Here is a 20,325-nt window from a genome sequence, read left to right as displayed (position 1 = left end):
GGTCTGGTGCGCTTGTCGGGGGTCGACCGCTACCTAGCCGTCAACGGACGGGTTGACCTCGGCGGTTTCGATCGCACCGGACCCGATGCCCCACTCCGCGAGGATGTCGTCGTAGGTGCCGTTCTCCATGAGGGTGTCGAAGGCCGCCGCGAGCTCCTCGGCGAACTCCGTGTCCTCCTGGGGCACGACGATGCCGTAGGGGGCGGCGTCGTACTGCTCGCCGATGAACTCCAGGACGCCGTCGCCGGTCTGCTCCAGGGCGTAGGCTGCGGTGGGCATGTCGGCCAGCGAGGCGTCGTTGAGTCCGGAGACGACCGTCTCGGTGGCCTGCGGCTGGTTCGGGAAGCGCTCGATCGTGACGGGTTCCTCGCCCGCCTCCTCGCACGCCTCGCTGCGGGCGGTGATGTCCGTGTCGTGCGTGGTGTTGGACTGCACGGCGATCCGCATGCCGCACGGGTTCTCCGGGTCGACGTCCTGCGGGTTGCCCGCCTGGGCGAACCACTGGGTGCCGGAGGAGAAGTAGCTCACCATGTTGACGGCCTGCATCCGCTCCTCGGTCACGGTGAAGGAGGAGGAGCCGAGGTCGTACTCACCGCTCTCGACGCCGATGATGATGGAGTCGAACGTGGTGGGCACCCACTCGGACTCCATGCCCATCTCGGCCAGGGCGGCATCGACGAGGTCGACGTTGAAGCCCTGGACGGTCTCGCCGTCGTCCTCCAGGAACTCACCGGGAGCGTAGGCGGCCTCCACACCGATGACCACCACATTGGAGTCCTGCTCGGAGGCAGAGGAGTCCCCGCTGCCGCCGCCGCAGGCGGTCAGCGCCAGGACGCCGGTGAGGGAAAGGGCACCGAGGAGGGTCCGCCGTGCGGACCGGGGCGTGTGCGTGGCCATGGTGGGGTCTCCTTCGAGCGCACGTCGTGCCTGGCCGAGGCGCGGGCAGGGGGCCGAACGCCCAGCTCCCAGGCAACATCCACGACATTCTGTACAAAAAGGGGCTACTGGGGTGCCGTCAATGGTGGCTACCCGGGATGTTCCTGTGGTCACCGTTGTGAGAGGATTGCGTAACGGGTCAACCCCGTGAGAGGCGGCCGCGCAGAACTCACATAGGAGTCCGGCGAAGAACGGCCCTCCCCGGAACGCACCTCCGGTCCGACGGGACCGGTGCCGTGGAGGCTCCCCTAGCACTCACACGTCTTCGCGCGTGGCCCCCGCCGCTACCCAGTCCGCCCTCGTCATGGCCGACGTCGGGCGTACACGCGAAACCTGAGGGGTTTGAGAAGTTGTCCACTGATGCGCACACCCATGACACGCCCACCGACCTGGACCAGGATCCGGCCTTCGCCCTGCACCGGGGCGGCAAGCTGCACGTGACCTCCTCCGTCGACGTCAACGACCAGGCCAGCCTGTCCCTCGCCTACACGCCCGGGGTCGCCCGCGTGTGCGACGCCATCGCCGAGACCCCGGAGCTCGTCGAGACCTACACCTGGAAGAGCAACCTGGTCGCCGTCGTCACCGACGGCACCGCCGTCCTGGGCCTGGGCAACATCGGCCCCGAGGCGTCCCTGCCGGTCATGGAGGGCAAGTCGCTGCTGTTCAAGCAGTTCAGTGGTGTCGACTCCGTGCCGATCGCGCTCTCCTGCACCGACGTCGACGAGATCGTCGAGACGGTCGTGCGCATGGCCCCGTCCTTCGGCGGCATCAACCTGGAGGACATCTCCGCGCCGCGCTGCTTCGAGATCGAGCGCAGGCTGCGTGAGCGCCTGGACATCCCGGTCTTCCACGACGACCAGCACGGCACCGCCATCGTGGCCGTCGCCGCCCTGCGCAACGCGGCCCGTCTGACCGGCCGGACCCTCGGCGACCTGCGCGCGGTGGTCTCCGGTGCCGGTGCGGCCGGTGTCGCGGTCACCAAGATGCTCCTGGACGGCGGCATCGGCGACATCGCCGTGGCCGACTCCAAGGGCATGATCTACGAGGGCCGCGAGGGCCTCACCCCGGTCAAGCAGGAGCTGGCCGCCAGCACCAACAAGGCGGGGCTCCAGGGCTCGATCGAGAGCGCCCTGGCGGGTGCCGACGTCTTCATCGGCCTCTCCGCCGGTGAGGTGCCCGAGTCGGTCGTGGCCACGATGGCGGAGAACGCGATCGTCTTCGCGATGGCCAACCCGAACCCGGAGGTCCACCCGGACGTCGCCCGCAAGTACGCGAGCGTCGTGGCCACCGGCCGCAGCGACTTCCCCAACCAGATCAACAACGTCCTGGCCTTCCCCGGCGTGTTCCGGGGCGCGTTCGACTCCGGCGCCAGCGACATCACCGAGAACATGAAGCAGGCCGCCGCCACCGCGCTGGCCGACCTGGTCGGTGACGACCTGTCCGCCGACTACATCATCCCCGGTCCGTTCGACGAGCGGGTGGCCCCCGCCGTCGCGGCCGCCGTCGCCGCCCAGGCGCGCGAGGACGGCGTCGCCCAGAAGTAGTTCGGACGCGGTGCCGACGCCCGGACACGGGTGGGGCCCGGAGAGCATGCCCCCGCGGCGCCTCCGGGCCCTCTTGTGTTCCCGGGGATTCCCCCGTCCCCGTCCTCAGCTCCCGCGGTTGCCGTCCGTGCCGGTCCCGGGGCCGTCCTGCTCGTCGACCGCGGTGCCCCAGGGGTCGGCGGCGGAACTCCCGTCACCGGGCGGCGTCGGCCGGGCCCCGGGCTCCTCGGCGCGGGGCTCCTCGGAGCCTCCCCCGGCGGTGGAGGTCCCGGTGCCGGCCGTGGTGTCCGGCCCCTCCTTCGCCCCCTCTCCCGGGCGCTCCTCGTCCCCGTGCTCCTCGGAGCGCTCACCGGGCGGTCCCCAGCGGCGCATGTCCCGGCGGATCACCTCGACGGTGTCGTCCAGGATGCGCCGCAGGTCGCTGGCGGCGGCCTCGCCGACGTGACCGGCCTCCCGGGCCACGTCGCGGACGCGCTCGGAGAAGTCGCGCAGGGCCTGGTCGAACTCCGGGGTGTGCGAGCGGTCGGAGCCACGGCCCCAGGCCGCGCCGAACGCCCCGCTGAACCCCTGGGCGAAGCGCTCCCACTCGCGGGCCCACGGGCCGCCGTCGCGGCAGCGCTCCCGCTGGTCCTCCTCGCGGCGCTCCCCGCCGTGCGCCTCCTCGGCGTCCTCCGCGGTGGAGGTGCCGGAGGTGTCGGAGGTGTCGGCACGCGGGGTCTCCCGGACGCCCTCGCCCTCCGGTCCCGCCTGCTCGCCCTCCTGCCCGCTCTCCCGCGTCCCGGCCGACCCGCTCCGGGGCTGCGCGGTCGGTTCGGGGGCCGGGCGGCGGGCGCCGCCGGACGCGTACTTCAGCTCCTCCCGCAGCGAGCTGATCGTCGCCCGGACGTCCTGCTTGACCGCCCGGGCGATGTCGCGCACCGAGTCGGTGATCTCCCGCTCCAGGTCGTCCAGGTCGCCGCTGCGCTCACGCAGCTCCTGGCGGCCCTTGTCGGTGAGGCGGTAGACCTTGCGTCCGCCCTCCTCGGTGTGGGTGACCAGCCCCTCCTCCTCCAACCGCGCCAGGCGCGGGTAGATGGTGCCGGGGGAGGGGGAGTACACGCCCAGGAAGCGGTCGCGGAGCAGGCTGATGATCTCGTAGCCGTGGCGCGGGCTCTCGTCCAGCAGCTTGAGCAGGTAGAGCCGCAGCCTGCCGTGGCCGAAGATGGTGGTCATTCAGGCCCCCTCGGGAATAGCCGCGGGTGTGGCGGGGGCACGGCGCAGCAGCGCGGTGCGCGCCGACACCGTGTTGGTGGTGATGGACGCGGGGTCGACGCCGGGGCCGATCTTCCCGCTGAGGACGTTGCGGGCCGGGGCGCTGCGCCGGTCCAGGGAGAAGTCGGTGTCGAGCTTGCCGGTGATGGAGCGCATCTCGACGGTCGCCGAGGTCTCCGCCGGGACGCGCAGGGCGATCTCGCCGGACACCGAGTTGAGGCGGACCCGCCCTGAGGGGGCGAGGTCGGTGTCGGCCAGGATCTGGCCGGAGGCGGTCTTGGCACTGAAGTCCGCGAGCCGCCCGCCCGCGACGGCGAGCTGGCCGCTGACGCTGTTGAAGGCCAGCGAACCGGACGGGTTGCGGACGGAGGCCTGGCTGTTGGCGGTGGTGATGTCGGTCGCGCCGGAGGAGTCGTCGAGGGTGATCTCGCCGGAGGCGGTCCGGATACTGGTGCGGGAGCCCAGGCCGGCGCCGACGACGGGGGCGCTGACCGTGTTCACCTCCACCGGGCAGTCCGCGGGGATGCGCAGGTTCACGGTGGCCCTGCGGCCGCCCATGCCCTTGTAGCTGTTGAGCTGGACCGGTCGCAGCCGGTCGAGGAGGCCCTGGCTCGTGAGGTCCTCGTAGTGGATGGTGAGGATCCCCGCCTCCTGGGTCACCAGGACCGGTTCGCCGACGATGTCGGTCACCTCGAAGGTGACCGGGTCGTCGGTGGGGAGGATGTTGACGTGACCGCCGATGATCCTGACCTTCAACGCGACGATGCCGTCGAGTGTGTGGGTCATCGGCTTGTCGATGGTCCAACGTGCCATCGTGCACCCTTTCGCTCGCTCGATGGTTTCACGATATGTCGCGAGTCGGGCGAACTCAAGATATGTCGCGGATCTCGGGGGTGGTTCAGGGACGTGTCGGGGCGGACCCTGAGGTTGACTGGTGTCCTTTTTGTCACTTTTGCAGGGTTTCCTTGGAAGGTCCCCCGGCGTCTCGACCGGCGCGGACGAAGAACCACTCCAGGAGCCTCCGAACATGCACCATCCCCCGAACCCCGACCCCGCTCCGCTCCGGCAGGAGCCCTACCTCCTCCCGCCGCCGCAGCCACAGGGCCGGCCGCACCGCGTGCCGCCGGTGCGCACCGACCGGATGCCGCTCGCCCTGAGGTTCCTGCGGGTGCTGTGCGTCCTGTACGCGACCTTCACCCTGTTGGGGGTCCCGGTCGCCGTCATCCTGCTCCTGAGCCTGGACAGCACCCCCTACATGACGGCGGAGTGGTACGCCGAGTGGGGCCTGGCCGTTCCCCGGCTCTGGCTCTGGGCGGTGGCGTACCCCCTCCTCGCAGCCTTCTACTTCCGTGCCGCCGCGCGACTCGGCCGCGGCGGCAGGACCGCGCGCGGCGCCGTGCTCACCGCCCTGGTCCTCGACCTGGCCCGGGCGCTGGTCGACGTCACGGTCCTGACCGTGACCGATCCGCTCGTGGACGGCTGGGTGATGGCGGCGGTCTCCTGGGTCGTCGGCCTCGTGGTCAGCCTGGTCGTCCCCGGGTTCCTCCTCCTGCTCCTGTGCCTGCGGTCCAGCCGGGACTGGCTCCGCGTCACCGACACCCGGGCCTGAGTCAGGACACGCGAAGGGGCCCGGGTCGCGATTTTGACCCGGGCCCCTTCGCGTTCGTTACGGCCCTACTCGTCGTCCTCGTCGTCCAGCCTGGCCAGCCAGGTGGCCAGGCGGTCGACGGGCGTCTCGAACTCGGGGTTGATGTCGGTGAACGCCCTCAGCTGCTCGGCGAGCCAGGCGAAGCTGACCTCCTCGTCGCCGCGGCGGTTCTCCAACTCCTCGATTCCGCGATCGGTGTAGTACACGACGCTCCGCCAGCCCTAGTCGGCCGGGGGGAACACCGTGTCCACCAGGGCACGCTGCTCCGCCTCGTGCCGCTTGGCCGAACCCGCGGCCGGAGCCGAGGAGGCCGGGCGCGAGATCCGGGTGAACGGACGGTCGAGCTGCTCGGAGAAGACCAGCGCCACGAACGGCCACGGGCCCATGTTCGCGGGCTCCTCCTGGACCCACAGGACCTCGCCCGCGTTCGGGAAGGACTTGAGCTGCTCCCGGATCTCCTCGGTCGGCAGCGGGTAGAGCCGCTCCGCGCGGATGATCGCGGTGTGCTTGTCCCCGCTCTTGCGGCGCGCCGCGTCCAGGTCGTAGTAGATCTTGCCCGAGCAGATCACCACGCGGCGGACCTTCTCGGGGGCGATGCTGTCGTCCCCGACCAGCGGCCGGAAGTGGCCGGAGGTGAAGTCCTCGGCGGCCGACGTGGCGGACTTCAGCCGCAGCAGCGACTTCGGCGTGAAGATCACCAGCGGGCGCTCCAGCGGCGACTTCGCCTGCCAGCGCAGCAGGTGGAAGTAGCTCGCCGGGGTGCTCGGCATGGCGACCGTCATGTTCTCCTGCGCGCACAGCTGGAGGAAGCGCTCGATACGGGCGGAGGAGTGGTCCGGCCCCTGGCCCTCGTAGCCGTGCGGCAGCAGCATGGTGACGCTGGAGCGCTGGCCCCACTTCTGCTCGCCCGCGCTGATGTACTCGTCGATGACGGTCTGGGCGCCGTTGACGAAGTCGCCGAACTGCGCCTCCCACATGACCAGCGCGTCCGGGCGGGTCAGCGAGTAGCCGTACTCGAAGCCCAGTGCCGCGTACTCGCTCAGCAGCGAGTCGTGCACGTGGAAGCGGGTGGTGCCGTTGTCGAACTGCTTGAGCGGCGTGTACGACTCACCGGTGTCGCGGTCCATCAGCGTGGCGTGCCGCTGGCCGAAGGTGCCGCGACGGCTGTCCTGGCCGATGAGGCGGACGGTGTGGTCGTCCAGCAGCAGCGACCCGAAGGCCAGCAGCTCACCGGTCGCCCAGTCGATCGCGTCGCTCTCGACCGCCTGCGCGCGGCGGGCGATCTGCGGCGCCAGCCGCGGGTGCGCCGTGAAGCCGTCGGGCAGGTTGACCTGCGTGTCGATGACCCGCTTGACCGTCTCGGTGCTGATCGCGGTCTCGACCACGGAGTGGTCCAGACGGCCCTCGGTGAACACCTCGGGCTTGACCACCGAGCCCGGCTCGACCGGGTTCTTCTCGACCTCGCGGGTCTCGGTGAAGGCGCGCTCCAGTTCGTTCTGGTAGTCGCGCAGGGCCGACTCGGCCTCCTCCACCGTGATGTCGCCGCGGCCGATCAGGGCCTCGGTGTACAGCTTGCGGGTGGAGCGCCTGGCGTCGATGACGTCGTACATCAGCGGCTGGGTGAACGCGGGGTTGTCACCCTCGTTGTGCCCGCGGCGCCGGTAGCAGACCATGTCGATGACGACGTCCTTGTTGAACGCCTGCCGGTAGGCGAAGGCCAGGTGCGCGACCCGGACCACGGCCTCGGGGTCGTCCCCGTTGACGTGGAAGATCGGCGCCTGCACCATCCGCGCCACGTCGGTGGCGTACACGCTGGAGCGGCTGTCCGACGGCGAGGTGGTGAAGCCCACCTGGTTGTTCACGATGACGTGCACCGTGCCGCCGGTGCGGTAGCCGCGCAGCTGGGACAGGTTCAGGGTCTCGGCGACCACGCCCTGGCCGGCGAACGCCGCGTCGCCGTGGATGAGGATCGGCAGCACCGTGAACCCGTGCGGACCCTTGTTGAGCAGGTCCTGCTTGGCGCGGACGATGCCCTCGGCCACCGGGTCGACCGTCTCCAGGTGGGACGGGTTGGCGGCCAGGGAGATCCCGATCCTGTCGCCGTCGGGCGTCTCGAAGACGCCCTCGGTGCCCAGGTGGTACTTGACGTCACCCGAACCGTGCGCGCTGCGCGGGTCCAGGTTGCCCTCGAACTCGCCGAAGATCTGCCCGTAGGACTTGCCGCAGATGTTGGCGAGGACGTTGAGGCGGCCGCGGTGGGCCATGCCGATGACGGCCTCGTCGAGCCCGGCCCGGGCGGCCTTGGAGATCACGCCGTCCAGCAGCGGGATCAGCGACTCGCCGCCCTCCAGGGAGAAGCGCTTCTGACCGACGTACTTGGTCTGGAGGAAGGTCTCGAAGGCCTCGGCGCTGTTGAGCCGGTGCAGGATGCGCAGCTGCTCGTCGCGGTCGAGCTTCTCGTGCTCACGCTCGACGTGCGCCTGGATCCACTCCCGCTCCTCCGGGCTCTGGATGTGCATGTACTCGATACCCACCGTGCGGCAGTAGGTGTCGCGCAGCACGCCCAGCACGTCGCGGAGCTTCATGACCTGCTTGCCGCCGAAGCCCCCGGTGGGGAAGGAGCGGTCCAGGTCCCACAGGGTCAGCCCGTGCTGGAGGACGTCCAGGTCGGGGTGGCGGCGCTGCTCGTGGTCGAGCGGGTTGGTGTCCGCCATCAGGTGGCCGCGCACGCGGTAGGCGTGGATCAGCTCCTGGACCCTGGTGGTCTTGTCGAGCTGGGTGGCGGTGTTGACGTGGATGTCCTGGACCCAGCGCACCGGCTCGTAGGGGATGCTCAGCGAGCGGAAGATCTCGTCGTAGAAACCGTCCTCGCCCAGCAGCAACTGGTGGATCCGCTTCAGGAACTCACCGGACTGCGCACCCTGGATGATGCGGTGGTCGTAGGTGGACGTCAGCGTCATGACCTTGCTGATGCCCAGCTCGGCCAGGGTGTCCTGGGAGGCCCCCTGGAACTCGGCCGGGTACTCCATGGCGCCCACGCCGAGGATGGCGCCCTGGCCGGGCATCAGACGCGGCACGGAGTGCACGGTGCCGATGCCGCCCGGGTTGGTCAGGCTGATGGTGGTGCCCTGGAAGTCGGCCACGCCCAGCTTGTTGTTGCGGGCCTTGCGGACGATGTCCTCGTAGCCGCTCCAGAACTCGCCGAAGTCCATCTCGTCGGCGCCCTTGATGGAGGGCACGACGAGCTGGCGGGAGCCGTCCGGCTTCTGCAGGTCGATGGCCAGGCCGAAGTTGACGTGCTCGGGCTTGGCCACACCGGGCTTGCCGTCGACCTCGACGTAGGAGTGGTTCATCTCCGGCATCGACCTGAGCGCCTTGACCATGGCGAAGCCGATGAGGTGGGTGAAGGAGACCTTCCCGCCGCGTGCGCGCCGGAGATGGTTGTTGATGACGATGCGGTTGTCGAACAGGAGCTTGACCGGGACCGCGCGCACGCTGGTCGCGGTCGGCAGCGCCAGACTCGACTCCATGTTGGTCGCGGTCCGCGCGGGTGCACCGCGCAGTCGCTCCTGCTTGACCTGGAGAGCATCGTCGCTCTTGGGTTCGGCTGCCTTGGTGGCCTTCTTCGGCGCGGGGGCCGCGGGGGCCTTGGTCTTCGGGGCCTTGGCTGCCTTGGTGGTCCCTCCGCCCTTCGCACCGGAGTCCGCGGGCTTGTAGTCCGCGAAGAAGTTCCACCAGGCCTTGTCAACGGAGTTGGGATCGGTCAGATACTTCTGATAAAGATCCTCGACCAACCACTCGTTGGGGCCGAAATCTGTCAGGGGTTGAGACGCCTCAGACGACACGGCGGAGATCGCCCACTTCCGCAGCTCGCTAGTGAATGTGGATGGAGACGGGTGGCTGCTGGCAAGGCGGGCTCAATGAACACATGGGTGGTCCCCGTGGTCCGGGGAGTATCTGACCTGGCCAGCACTCGTCCTGGTCCCAGGCTACTTGTACCGCTCTCCAAGCGGGGAACGCGAGCGTTGTTGAAACTAGGAGATAGCTAACAATCTTTCACAACGCCGTTGGCTCTACGTGGTGGTATGCGGGCGGAGGGTACGTGCGGTGCCTTGAATGTACTGGTTTGTGGCGTTTTCTGGGTGGGAGAGAGTTGACCGAGTCCGGCCATGCCGGATGTGGCGTGTCACACGTGTCCCGCGGTGGCCACGGTCCGGAGGCGCGGGGACACTCCTTCCGCGCCCCCGGAGCCACCCGGGGTCGCGAAACGCCGGTCATGCCCGCCACGGGTGCACGGATCTGTGCGCTGTCCGGCGTTTTCCCGCGCGAGAGCTGTCTGCGTGCCTACGATCACGGTACGAACTGGGGACACACGGCAGGGGGTGGGCACCGTGAGGGGGCTCGGGGAACTCGAGGCGGCCATCATGGACGCGCTGTGGCGGGCCGAGGGGCCGCTGTCCGTGCGCCATGTCCGCGAGACCATGGTCTACGACCGGGAAATCGCCTACACGACCGTCATGACCGTCGCCAACATCCTCTTCCACAAGGGGCTGCTGGACCGGGAGAAGGCCGGGCGCGCCTGGGTGTACTGGCCGCGCGAGACGCACGCCGAGTACACCGCGCGCGTCATGGACGAGGTGCTCAACGAGGGGCCGGATCCGGGGGCCACCCTGCTCAGCTTCGTGGAGCGGTTCAGCGACGAGGACATGGCCCGCTTCCACCGGCTGCTCGACCAGGCCCGCGGCCGCCGCGGCATCGCCAGCTGAACCGTGCCGTCGCCCCGTGTCCCCGGTCAGCGGCGGCGCAGGTTCCGCACGCTGGCGGAGGCGACCGCCGCCAGGGTCGCGGCCACCGTCAGGCTCGCCATCAGCGCGATCGACGGCTCCGCGCCGATCCGCTCGGCCAGCGGCCCCGCCACGACCGACCCCACCGGCATCGCCACGAACGATCCCAGCGCGTCGTAGGAGTACACGCGCGACAGCCGCTCCGGGGGCACGTTCTCCTGGACGGACACCTCCCATGCCACGCCGAACTGTTCCACGGCCAGGCCCGCCACGAACATCGCGGCGAAGAGCAGGAGCAGCGGGGCCCGGAGTGACAGCGCGTACAGCGGCACGGTCTGCACCAGGATCAGCGCGACACCGAACAACAGGGCCCGCTCCGGCTGCCACCGGGCCGCCAGGGCGCCGCCGATCAGGAGCCCCGCGGAGTTGACCGCCATGAGCAGGCCCCACTCGGTCCGGCCGAAGGTCGCGTCGGCCACCGCCGGGCCCAGGACGGACGTCGTCGCCGTCCAGGAGGCGTTGACCACCATGAACTGCGCCACGACGATCCACACCCACCGGCGGGACGTGAACTCGCTCCACCCCTCCCGGAGGTCGCGCAGGACGCTGGAGCCCTCCTCCTCGGCCCGGCGTGCCCCGCCCGGCACCCGCAGGAGGACGAAGGCCACCCCGGCCAGGGTGAACAGCGCCGCGTCCGCGGCGATCGCCCATCCGGCCCCCACCAGACCCACGACCGCGCCGCCCAGGGCCGCCCCGGCGAACATGCCCGTGTGCGTGCCGACCCGCAGCATCGCGTTGGCCGGACGCAACAGCGCGGGAGGGACGGTCTGCGGGGTCAGGGCCGCCGCGGCGGGGAGGTTGGCGGCGGCCGCCGCGCCGTTGAGCAGGCTCAGACCGACCATGAGGGGCAGCGACGCGGTTCCGGTGAGCAGGGCCAGGGCCAGGGCGCCCTGGCTGGCGGCCGCGAGCGCGCAGCCGCCGCGCAGCACCAGGGACCGGGGGAGCCGGTCGGCGATCACCCCGCCCAGGAGCAGCAGACACACGTTGGCCATCGACCGCGCGCCCACCACCAGCCCCACGTTCACCAGGGAACCGGTCGTGTCCAACACGGCGAAGGCCAACGCCACCGAGGCCATGCCGTTGCCCAGGTACATCAGGGAGCGGCCGAGCGCCAGCGCCCGGAACGCCGGGTGCCGCAGCGGGGCCAGGAGCCCCGCCCCGCGCGGTCCCGCGGGTGCCCGCGGGACCGTCTCGTCTCTTTCCGTCACGCCACGCCTCACGTCCCCGGTTCGCCCGACCCCGCCGGAGCACGATGCCAGGACGGGGGCCGCGCGTCCACGGGTTTTCGCGTCCGGCGGCGGCCGGTTCAGACGGAGGCGCTCACCCGGTCGCCCGAGGGTCGTAGGTCTGACCCGTGATCGGGTTGGTGGCCAGCCCGGTGGCGGGGTCGTAGTCGACGTCCATCCCCAGGTCGGGGTCGTGCAGCAGACCGGTCTGGGGGTTGCGCAGCAGACCCGAGTCGGGGTCGATCTCCCACCCCGTCACCGGGTCCACCTCCGGCGTCGCCGTCGGCTCCGCGGAGGCCCCGGGGGAGGGTTCGGGGGTGGCCCCCGCGTCGGCACCGGTCCCGGGCGACGGGCTCGCCTCGGGCTCGGGTTCCTCCTGGTCCCGGCCGTCCTGGTCCTCGGCGATGACCTCGCTGCGTCCGGCCTGCGACTCCGCGCCGCCCTGGGGGTCGAGCGCGCCGAAGCTGACCAGGGCCAGGATGAGGATGCCCAGACCCACGCGGTAGTAGACGAACGGCATGAAGCTGTGGGTGGAGATGAACTTCATCAGCCACGCGATGACCGCGAAGCCGACGACGCCCGCGATGACCGTTCCCACCAGGGTCGCCCCCCAGCCCGCGTACTCGTTGCCGCCGATGTCGGTGAGCTTGTACAGGCCCGCGCCGAAGACGGCGGGCAGCGCCAGCAGGAAGGAGTACTCCGCCGCTTCCTTGCGGTTGAAGCCGAGCAGCATCCCGCCGGTGAGCGTGCCGCCGGAGCGGGAGACGCCCGGGATCAGCGCCAGCGCCTGGAAGAGACCGAAGGTCAGGCCCCGGGAGACGGTGAGGTCCTCCAGTCCCCGGTGCTTGCGGGTGTACTTGTCGGCGAGGCCGAGGAAGACGCCGAAGATGATCAGGTTCAGCGCGACCAGGCGCAGGTCGCGGAACACGCTGTCGATCTGCTCCTCCAGGAGCAGCCCCAGGACCACGATGGGGATCGAGCCCAGGATGACGTACCAACCCATCCGGGCGTTGACGTCACCGCGCAGTTCGCGCACGAACAGCGACCTGGTCCACGTCGACAGGATCAGCCAGATCCTGCGCCGGAAGTAGATCAGCACGGCCAGTTCCGTGCCGAGCTGGCTGACCGCGGTGAAGGCCGCTCCCGGGTCGGGCCAGCCGAAGAGCGCCGACACCACGCGCAGGTGGCCGCTGGAGGAGATCGGCAGGAATTCCGTCAGCCCTTGGACCAGGCCAAGGATGATCGCTTCGAGCAGGGACATGTCGGTGGTCGCTCCGTGGTGGAAGCCCGCGGCAGGAGGTACCGGGGCACGCACGGCGAAGGGGCCGTGGCGGTATCTGGAAGGGGTGACCTGGGCAGCCTATCCAGAGTTGCGCCCCGAGCGGGTCACGGGCGGGACGCAGACGGTCCCAGCACCCAGCTGCGCCCCTCGGCGGCGAGCTTCTCCACGAGCGTGGCGCTGTCGTGCTCCTTGGCGAACAGGTGCTCCGGCCGGGTGATCGGCACGATCCACAGCCACCGCACCGGGTCGCCCTGGAAGGAGAGCCCCGACGTGTCCGGCGGCCGGTGGTCGGTCCGTGCGACCAGCGCGGACGGGTCCTCCAGCAGGAGCACCGCCCCCGCGTCGCCGCGCATCGTCCGGTCCTCGGGGTTGTCCAGCCACTTGACCGTGTGCCCGGTCCCGAACCACGTCACCGCGCGCCACGGGAACGCGCCGATCCACCGGAAGATCCGCGCGGCCCGGTGCGCGGGCATCGTGGTGGCCAGTGCCAGCTCCACCCGGGCGTGCCGTGAGGTGTCGGCCATGTACCGGTCCAGGGTGGGCATGCGCTGCCCGCACATGCCCACGGTGGACAGCACCGTGAACGGCCGCCCGGCGCGGGGCGGCCGCTCCGAGAGCCGCAGCAGCGGCGGGTGGCCGTCGGACACGTCCCAGTAGTGCCCGGGCTCGCCGACACGGCGGTTCAGGTGGCTGAGCACGGTGCGCTGCACACTCCGCCACGCGCCCGCGGCCCGCCGCCAGTCCCAGTAGGCCTCGGCGTGCACCACCCGCGGCCACAGCTGGTCGCGCACCGAGTCCAGGTCCCAGGCGAAGGCGCTGCGTCCGATCGCCTCACGCGCGTACCCCGGGAGTCCGCTGTCGGCCTCGGCCCAGCCGGGGATCACCGCGAGCAGCCCCTCCTCGTCGATCAGGGCGACGCCGTCGCCCTCCTCGAACCACACGGCGCGCAGGTGCGCGGGGTCCAGGCGCGGCCGGCCCTGCGGGTGCTTGGTGTGCGCCTCGGGCATCAGCGGGGCGCGGCCCTCGAACAGCCCGCCCTCCTCGCCGGCGACGGGGGCGGCGTCGTGGTTGGCCAGCCACACGGGGACCCGGATGCGGCCGCGCGCGTCGAGCAGGTAGGCGGCCGTGGTGCGGGAGTCGCACTCGACGACGACCCGGCGGCTCTGGTAGGGGCTGACCTCGTCGAGCAGGACGTCGATCCCTGTCACCGGCCCTCCCGCGTGCCGTACCCGTGTTGTCGCCCGCGTCCGGCCCCGGACCAGCCCGGTCCGTCCGGACAGTGCGTAGAATCGACGGTAGTGCCCTGACAGGCGGAGCCGCACCGCAGCCGCGTATAGGTCGTATAACGACCGGAGCCGCGCGGTCCCCGCGCCGGGCCCACGACCACCGACGCCACTCCGTTACGGATACCTATGCCCGCCGAGCTCACCTTCGTCGCCCCCCGCCGCGCCCAGCCGCCGCGGCACCTCGCCGACCTCAGCCCCGAGGAGCGGGCCGAGGTCGTGTCGGGTCTGGGGGAGAAGCCCTTCCGTGCCAAGCAGCTCGCCAAGCACTACTTCGGCCACCTGGAGTCGGACACCTCGGCGATGACCGACCTGCCCGAGGCCTCCCGGGAGAGGCTGGGGGAGGCGCTGCTGCCGACCCTGCTCACACCGGTCCGGCACATCACCTGCGACAACGGCATGACCCGCAAGACCCTGTGGAAGGCCTTCGACGGGGTGATGTTCGAGTCGGTGCTCATGCGCTACCCGGACCGCGTCACGCTGTGCATCTCCTCCCAGGCCGGGTGCGGGATGAACTGCCCGTTCTGCGCCACCGGACAGGCGGGGCTGACCCGCAACCTGTCCACGGGAGAGATCGTCGACCAGGTGGTGGCCAGCGCCCGCGACCTGGCGCGCGGCGAGGTCGCCGGGGGCCCGGGGCGGATCAGCAACATCGTCTTCATGGGCATGGGCGAGCCCATGGCCAACTACAAGCGGGTGCTCCAGACCGTGCGCCGGATCACCGACCCGGTGCCGAACGGGCTGGGGATCTCCCAGCGCGGCGTCACGGTGTCCACGGTCGGCCTGGTGCCCGCCATCGACAAGCTCATCGCCGAGAGCATGCAGGTGCGCCTGGCGATCTCCCTGCACGCCCCCGACGACGAGCTGCGCGACGAGCTGGTGCCGATCAACACCCGCTGGAAGGTCCAGGAGGTCCTGGACGCCGCGTGGCGGTACGCCGGGACCACCGGCCGCCGGGTGTCGATCGAGTACGCGCTGATCAAGGACATCAACGACCAGGCATGGCGGGCCGACCTGCTCGGCAGGCTGCTCAAGGGCCACCTGGTGCACGTCAACCTCATCCCGCTCAACCCCACGCCGGGCTCCAAGTGGACGGCCTCGCGTCCGGAGGACGAGCGCGAGTTCGTCCGGCGGCTCCAGTCGCACGGGGTGTCGGTCACCGTCCGCGACACGCGCGGCCAGGAGATCGACGGCGCCTGCGGGCAGCTCGCCGCGGCCGAGCGCTGAGCCGCCCGGACGGCGCCCCGTGACCGAGACCCTGCTGGCCTTCGCGGTCGCCGCCCTCTCCGGCCTGGTCCCGGTCATCAACATCGAGGTGTACCTGGTGGGCGCCGTCGCCCTGACCGACGGCGGCGCCCTCACCCTGACGGCGATGGCGGTCGCCGCCGGGCTGGGCCAGGCCCTGGGCAAGCTGCCCTACTACCACGTGGGCCGGGGCACCATCTCCACGCCGTGGCTGCGCCGCAGGGCCGCCACTCCGGGGCGCTGGACCGAGCGGGCGGCGCACTGGCGGCGCAGGGCCCAGGAACAGCCGGTGTGGGGGGTCGGACTGGTCGCGCTCAGTTCGTTCGCGAGCGTTCCGCCGTTCGTGGTGGTGTCGGTCCTGGCCGGGGTCGTGCGGCAGAACGTCGTGGTGTTCTTCCTGGTCACGTGGGTCACCCGCACCGCGCGTTTCCTGGTGGTGGTGTTCGCCCCGGCCTGGGCGATGTCCTTCCTCCCTGGGTGAGGCCCCCAGGCGCACTCTGCCGCGTCAATGAGTGATGTGAAGAATATGCCGAATGATTCTTTATAACCGATTCGGTGTTTTCTGTGTGGTGATCGAGCGTATTGACCGTTCTCTTCCGAACGGTGTTGACTTCTCCGCTCCCACCGGACCGCCCGACCTGGCGGAGCGGGGTCAGGCGCTGACCAGGTCGCGGCGGCGGAAACCGCCCAGACCCGCCGCCGTCGCGGCCCCGGCCGCGGCCAGGACGACGAGGAAGGGCACCGCGTCGAACTCCTCCAACGGGAGCTGCGACAGGATCTGGAACGGCCCGGCGTCCAGCATCCATCCGGGCAGGTCCATGATCAGACCGAACACGGTCACGACCAGGCCGTAGCCGTACCAGGCCCACACCAGCCCGACCAGGCGCGGCGCGACCCCGAGCAGCAGGGTGGTCAGTCCGACGAACAGCAGGACCACGGGCAGCTGGGCGGCGCCCGCCTCGGCCACCGTGCGGATCCAGTCGGGGTCCTCGGTGACCAGTGCCGCCCCGAGCCCCATCGCCAGCCCGCCCAGGAGCAGGACCAGGGTCGCCGCCAGGGCGCTGACCAGGACCGCCGAGCCCATCCACCGGATCCGGCCCACGGCGGCGGCCAGGGTCAGCTCGGCGCGTCCGGCGCTCTCCTCGGCGCGGGTGCGCAGGACCGAGAGGACGGCGAAGGCCACCGCGGCCATCACGACGTAGAGGACCAGCATGCCGAGGAAGCCGTTGGTCATGTTCTCCGCGTCCAGGCCCATGCGCCCCAGCAGTTCGGGGTTCTGCTCGACCATCACGTCGATCTCGGAGACGAGTGTGCCGAAGGACAGCGCGAACAGCGCCACGGCCACCGTCCACACGATGACCGACACCCGCTGCTGGCGCAGGTGCAGGGCGAACACCCCGTTCAGCAGGGGGCTCGCCCCCGCCGGTCCCGGACGCGCGGCGACCAGCCCCGCGCCCAGGTCGCGCCGGTCCGCCAGCGTGTAGGCGACCGCGAACAGCACCGCGATGACCAGCGCGTACAGCGCCAGCGGCCACCAGCGCAGGTCGTCGAACATCCGGGTCTGCTGGGCCCAGGCGAAGGGTGAGAACCACGACGGGGCGCTGCCGCCGCGCTCGGCGACGTCGCCGACGACGCGGAACATGAACAGCACACCCACCGCGAGGAAGGCCAGCCCGCTGGCGCCCCGCGCGTGCTCGGACACCTGGGCGCACACGGCGGTGATCGCGCCGAAGGTGATCCCGGCCAGGGCGATGCCGCCGCCGAAGGCCGCCGAGTCGGCCACGGCCAGGTCGTTGAACACCATGACCAGGGTCAGGAGTCCTCCGATGACACCGCAGACCAGCGCGTTGGTGACGAGCGCGGCGGTCATCTGCGCACTGGAGCCGAGCACGTTGGCGCGCAGCAGTTCGGCGCGCCCGCTCTCCTCCTCGGCCCGCGTGTGGCGGACCACGTGCAGGACGCTCATGACCGCCAGGGCGACCAGCAGAGTCTGGGTCATCTCGTTGGCGACCATCGAGCCGAGCCGGTACTCGTCCAGGCCGTATCCGGGTCCGCCGAAGACGACACCGGTCGGCGTCGCCATGACGGCGGCGCGCGCCATCCGCTGGGCGGGCTCGGCGAACATCTCCGCCAGGGTCGGCACGGTCATGGCGAGCAGGCCGACCAGGGAGGCCGTCCATACCGCCATGCGCACCCGGTCGCGGCGCAGGATGAACCGGATCAGGTGCCCGGTCCCGGTGAACGTGCTCATTCCGTGCCCCTCCCCTCACCGTTGAGGGCGGCCAGCTCGTCGCCGTAGTGGCGCATGAACAGCTCCTCCAGGGAGGGCGGGTTGCTGACGAGCGAGCGGACGCCGAGTCCGGTCAGGGCGCGCAGGGCCTGGTCCATCCGGTCGTTGTCGACGTCGAAGGTGACGCTGCCGCCGTGGACGGACAGGTCGTGCACCCCGGGGAGGCCCGCGAGCGCGCTGGCGTCGCCGTCGGTCGTGGCGCGGACCGTGGAGCGGGTCAGGTGACGCATCCCGTCGAGGGTCCCGGACTCGACGGTCCGGCCCCTGCGGATGATGGTCACGGTGTCGCAGAGCTTCTCGACCTCGGCCAGGATGTGGCTGGACAGCAGGACCGAGCGGCCCTGGGCACTGGCCTCGCGGACGCAGTCGGTGAAGACCGACTCCATGAGCGGGTCGAGGCCGGAGGTGGGTTCGTCGAGGATGAGCAGTTCCGCGTCGGAGGCCAGGGCGGCCACCAGCGCGACCTTCTGCCGGTTGCCCTTGGAGTAGGTGCGCGCCTTCTTGGTGGGGTCGAGTTCGAACCGGCCGAGCAGGTCGCGCCTGCGGACCGGGTCGACCGAGCCGCGCAGCCGTCCGAGCAGGTCGATGGCCTGGCCGCCGGTGAGGTTGGGCCACAGCGCCACGTCTCCGGGCACGTAGGCCAGGCGGCGGTGCAGGTCGACGGCGTCCCGCCAGGGGTCGCCGCCGAGCAGGCGGGCGGTGCCGCCGTCGGCCCGGAGCAGACCGAGCAGGACGCGGATGGTGGTGGACTTCCCGGCGCCGTTGGGGCCGAGGAACCCGGCCACCTGGCCGGGCTGGACGGTGAGGTCGAGGCCGTCGAGGGCCTTGAGGTTCCCGAAGCTCTTCTGGAGTCCGCGTACCTCGATGGCGGGTGATGACATGGGTGTCTCCTGGGGGATGACGCGTGGGTGGTGATCGTGAACGTGGCCGCCGGGGGTTCAGGACGTCTCCTCCGGCGGGTCGCTCACGTACAGGAGGTAGGCGTCGAGCATCGAGCGGTCGGCGAGCAGCCCCTCGGTGTAGAGCTCCAGGGCCGGGAGCGTGAAGTCCTCCGTCCACTCGCGGATGACCGCGCGGAAGTCCACGTCGGGTCCGGGGTGGCGCAGTGTGACGAGCAGCAGCAGCGATCCGGCCGCGTTGGCGGCCAGCCAGCGGGCCCGGGCCCGGGGTGCCCGGCTGGGGCGGACGGTGCCCGCCTCGACCCCGGCGTCGAGGTAGGACTCGATGTCGGCGGCCATGTGCTCGTACAGAGTGCGGGCCAGCTCCCCTCCGGCCTGGAGGCACCGGAAGAGGAACGCCATGTAGGGCGCGAACTCCTCCGCCTCGGCGAGCTGGTGCAGGACGGTCTTGTGGTCGGCGTCGGTCTCGGTGATGGACGCCGTCTTGACCTCGCGGACGATGCGGGTGACGTGCTCCTCGCAGGCGGTGCGCAGCTTGGCCTTGGTGCCGAAGTGGTGCATGACGAGGGCGGCGGAGACCCCGGCGCGCTCGGCGATCTCACGGACCGGGACGTCGAAGCCGTGCTGTCCGAAACAGTCGATGGCCGCGTCGCGGATGCGCGCGCGGGCGGTGAGGTCCTCCGTGCGGTCGGGGGGCCGTTGCGGTGTTGAACCCATGTTCATGAGACTAAACGCATGTTCAGCATTCTGACAAGATGTTCAGCACCACGGGTTCGTCGAAGTCGGGGATCCGCCCCGCTCGGGGCCCCGTAGACTGCGGGGCACGGTCCGGGGCGCCCCAGACGCTCCGGCGTCGAGGAGGGAGGCATCCATGGTGCGGATCGCGGTCGCCCAGTTCGCGCCGGGCCAGGACAAGGCGGAGAACGCGCGCTCGGTCGCCGAACTGGCGGCCCGTGCCGCGTCCGAGGGTGCCGACGTGGTCCTGCTGCCCGAGTACGCGATGTTCACCGCGTCGCGGACCGACCACCGCTACGTGAAGTCCGCCGAGCCCCTGGACGGCCCCTTTCTCTCCGCCGCGGCCGACACGGCCCGTTCGGAGGGCGTGCACCTGGTGCTGGGGGTGAACGAGACCACCGTCGGGGAGGGCGGGGCGGGTGAGGCCACCCACTTCACCAACACGCTCGTCGCGCTGGGCCCGGACGGTCGGCGGCGCGCCCTCTACCGCAAGATCCACCTCTACGACGCGTTCGGTGCCCGCGAGTCGGACGTGATCAGCCCCGGGCCGATCGAGGAACCGGAGACCTTCACCGTCGACGGCGTCGTCTTCGGCCTCCAGACCTGTTACGACCTGCGGTTCCCGGAGGTGGCTCGGCGCATCGCCGACGCCGGGGCGCACGTGCTGCTGCTGGCGGCGCAGTGGGTTCCCGGTCCGCTGAAGGAGGACCACTGGCGCACGCTGGCCCGGGCGCGGGCGATCGAGAACACCGTCTACGTCGCGGCCGCCGGACAGGCGGCGCCGTCGGGGGCGGGCGGGAGCATGGTGGTCGACCCGATGGGCACGCCGGTCGTCTCGGTGGGGGAGCAGCGCTTCGCGGTCGCCTCCGCGGAGGTTTCGGCCGCCCGGGTCGAGGAGGTCCGTGCCATCAATCCGGCCCTGTCGCTGCGCCGATTCGCGGTCACTCCGCGCGACCTGGACTGAGGCCCCGTACCCCTACTACTCAGTAGGCATCGGGCAAATCAGATGAATCCACGTCTCTTAACTGGGGTCTTCCCAGGGTTCGTTACTTAGGGTTATGATTTCCGTGCACGGAGTGATTTGGATCGGTCCGGACACTTCCCAGTGCCGGGAGCCTCTGATTCGATAAAGAGCCGGTAAC

The 20,325-nt window shown here is 70.9% G+C and carries 17 protein-coding genes; 6 read left to right on the top strand and 11 right to left on the bottom strand.

Going from position 1 to position 20,325, the window contains the following annotated elements; translation table 11 throughout:
- Positions 1–33: 33 nt before the first annotated feature.
- Positions 34–897 (bottom strand): ABC transporter substrate-binding protein, encoded by an 864-nt coding sequence (locus tag ACTVAJ_RS19060; RefSeq protein WP_470389545.1) that lies wholly within the window; start codon positions 895–897, stop codon positions 34–36.
- Between the two features lie 389 nt (positions 898–1,286).
- Here ACTVAJ_RS19060 and ACTVAJ_RS19055 point away from each other — a divergent pair, with 389 nt between their 5' ends.
- Entirely contained in the window at positions 1,287–2,480 is a 1,194-nt protein-coding gene (locus tag ACTVAJ_RS19055; protein ID WP_470389544.1) for an NAD(P)-dependent malic enzyme, read from the top strand.
- Between the two features lie 105 nt (positions 2,481–2,585).
- Here ACTVAJ_RS19055 and ACTVAJ_RS19050 read toward each other — a convergent pair whose 3' ends face one another.
- Entirely contained in the window at positions 2,586–3,692 is a 1,107-nt protein-coding gene (locus tag ACTVAJ_RS19050; RefSeq protein ID WP_470389543.1) for a PadR family transcriptional regulator, read from the bottom strand.
- Positions 3,693–4,544, bottom strand: a complete 852-nt coding sequence (locus ACTVAJ_RS19045) for a DUF4097 family beta strand repeat-containing protein (protein WP_470389542.1) — start codon at positions 4,542–4,544, stop codon at positions 3,693–3,695.
- Positions 4,545–4,758: 214 nt separating this feature from the next.
- Between ACTVAJ_RS19045 and ACTVAJ_RS19040 the strand changes: the two genes are divergently transcribed.
- Positions 4,759–5,340, top strand: a complete 582-nt coding sequence (locus ACTVAJ_RS19040; protein WP_470389541.1) for a hypothetical protein — start codon at positions 4,759–4,761, stop codon at positions 5,338–5,340.
- 65 nt (positions 5,341–5,405) lie between these two features.
- On the opposite strand, the gene ACTVAJ_RS19035 is transcribed toward ACTVAJ_RS19040, so the two are convergent.
- The gene (locus ACTVAJ_RS19035) at positions 5,406–5,585 is read right to left on the bottom strand and encodes a DUF6104 family protein (RefSeq protein ID WP_073704231.1); all 180 of its coding nucleotides are present in this window, start codon (positions 5,583–5,585) and stop codon (positions 5,406–5,408) included.
- Between the two features lie 15 nt (positions 5,586–5,600).
- Entirely contained in the window at positions 5,601–9,224 is a 3,624-nt protein-coding gene (locus tag ACTVAJ_RS19030) for a multifunctional oxoglutarate decarboxylase/oxoglutarate dehydrogenase thiamine pyrophosphate-binding subunit/dihydrolipoyllysine-residue succinyltransferase subunit (protein WP_470389540.1), read from the bottom strand.
- Between the two features lie 546 nt (positions 9,225–9,770).
- On the opposite strand from ACTVAJ_RS19030, the gene ACTVAJ_RS19025 reads away from it, so the two are divergent.
- Complete coding sequence (locus tag ACTVAJ_RS19025; RefSeq protein WP_470389539.1) at positions 9,771–10,145, top strand: BlaI/MecI/CopY family transcriptional regulator; 375 nt, start codon at positions 9,771–9,773, stop codon at positions 10,143–10,145.
- Between the two features lie 26 nt (positions 10,146–10,171).
- On the opposite strand, the gene ACTVAJ_RS19020 is transcribed toward ACTVAJ_RS19025, so the two are convergent.
- From ACTVAJ_RS19020 to ACTVAJ_RS19010, 3 genes are all read right to left on the bottom strand, one after another.
- The gene (locus ACTVAJ_RS19020; protein ID WP_470389538.1) at positions 10,172–11,431 is read right to left on the bottom strand and encodes an MFS transporter; all 1,260 of its coding nucleotides are present in this window, start codon (positions 11,429–11,431) and stop codon (positions 10,172–10,174) included.
- Positions 11,432–11,543: 112 nt separating this feature from the next.
- Positions 11,544–12,710 (bottom strand): undecaprenyl-diphosphate phosphatase, encoded by a 1,167-nt coding sequence (locus ACTVAJ_RS19015; protein ID WP_470389537.1) that lies wholly within the window; start codon positions 12,708–12,710, stop codon positions 11,544–11,546.
- A gap of 125 nt (positions 12,711–12,835) precedes the next feature.
- On the bottom strand, positions 12,836–13,939 hold the full coding sequence (locus ACTVAJ_RS19010) for a suppressor of fused domain protein (RefSeq protein ID WP_470389536.1): 1,104 nt from the start codon (positions 13,937–13,939) through the stop codon (positions 12,836–12,838).
- Positions 13,940–14,143: 204 nt separating this feature from the next.
- Between ACTVAJ_RS19010 and rlmN the strand changes: the two genes are divergently transcribed.
- Positions 14,144–15,241, top strand: coding sequence for a dual-specificity RNA methyltransferase RlmN (gene rlmN / locus ACTVAJ_RS19005; RefSeq protein ID WP_470389535.1), 1,098 nt, complete (start codon positions 14,144–14,146; stop codon positions 15,239–15,241).
- 19 nt (positions 15,242–15,260) lie between these two features.
- Positions 15,261–15,740, top strand: a complete 480-nt coding sequence (locus ACTVAJ_RS19000) for a hypothetical protein (protein ID WP_470389534.1) — start codon at positions 15,261–15,263, stop codon at positions 15,738–15,740.
- 171 nt (positions 15,741–15,911) lie between these two features.
- Here ACTVAJ_RS19000 and ACTVAJ_RS18995 read toward each other — a convergent pair whose 3' ends face one another.
- The 3 genes from ACTVAJ_RS18995 to ACTVAJ_RS18985 are packed head-to-tail and all read right to left on the bottom strand — an operon-like array spanning position 15,912 to position 19,165.
- A complete protein-coding gene (locus ACTVAJ_RS18995; RefSeq protein WP_470389533.1) occupies positions 15,912–17,510 on the bottom strand; it encodes an ABC transporter permease in 1,599 nt (532 codons plus the stop codon).
- Positions 17,507–18,430, bottom strand: a complete 924-nt coding sequence (locus ACTVAJ_RS18990) for an ABC transporter ATP-binding protein (protein WP_470389532.1) — start codon at positions 18,428–18,430, stop codon at positions 17,507–17,509. Before ACTVAJ_RS18990 ends, ACTVAJ_RS18995 begins: the two co-directional genes overlap by 4 nt.
- 57 nt (positions 18,431–18,487) lie before the next feature.
- On the bottom strand, positions 18,488–19,165 hold the full coding sequence (locus ACTVAJ_RS18985) for a TetR/AcrR family transcriptional regulator (protein ID WP_470389531.1): 678 nt from the start codon (positions 19,163–19,165) through the stop codon (positions 18,488–18,490).
- A gap of 154 nt (positions 19,166–19,319) precedes the next feature.
- On the opposite strand from ACTVAJ_RS18985, the gene ACTVAJ_RS18980 reads away from it, so the two are divergent.
- On the top strand, positions 19,320–20,147 hold the full coding sequence (locus tag ACTVAJ_RS18980; RefSeq protein WP_470389530.1) for a carbon-nitrogen hydrolase family protein: 828 nt from the start codon (positions 19,320–19,322) through the stop codon (positions 20,145–20,147).
- Positions 20,148–20,325: the final 178 nt, after the last annotated feature.

It is taken from the genome of Nocardiopsis sp. KDC1DS13DA1 (genome assembly GCF_055632325.1).
This window is presented reverse-complemented; position numbering and strand designations above follow the sequence as displayed.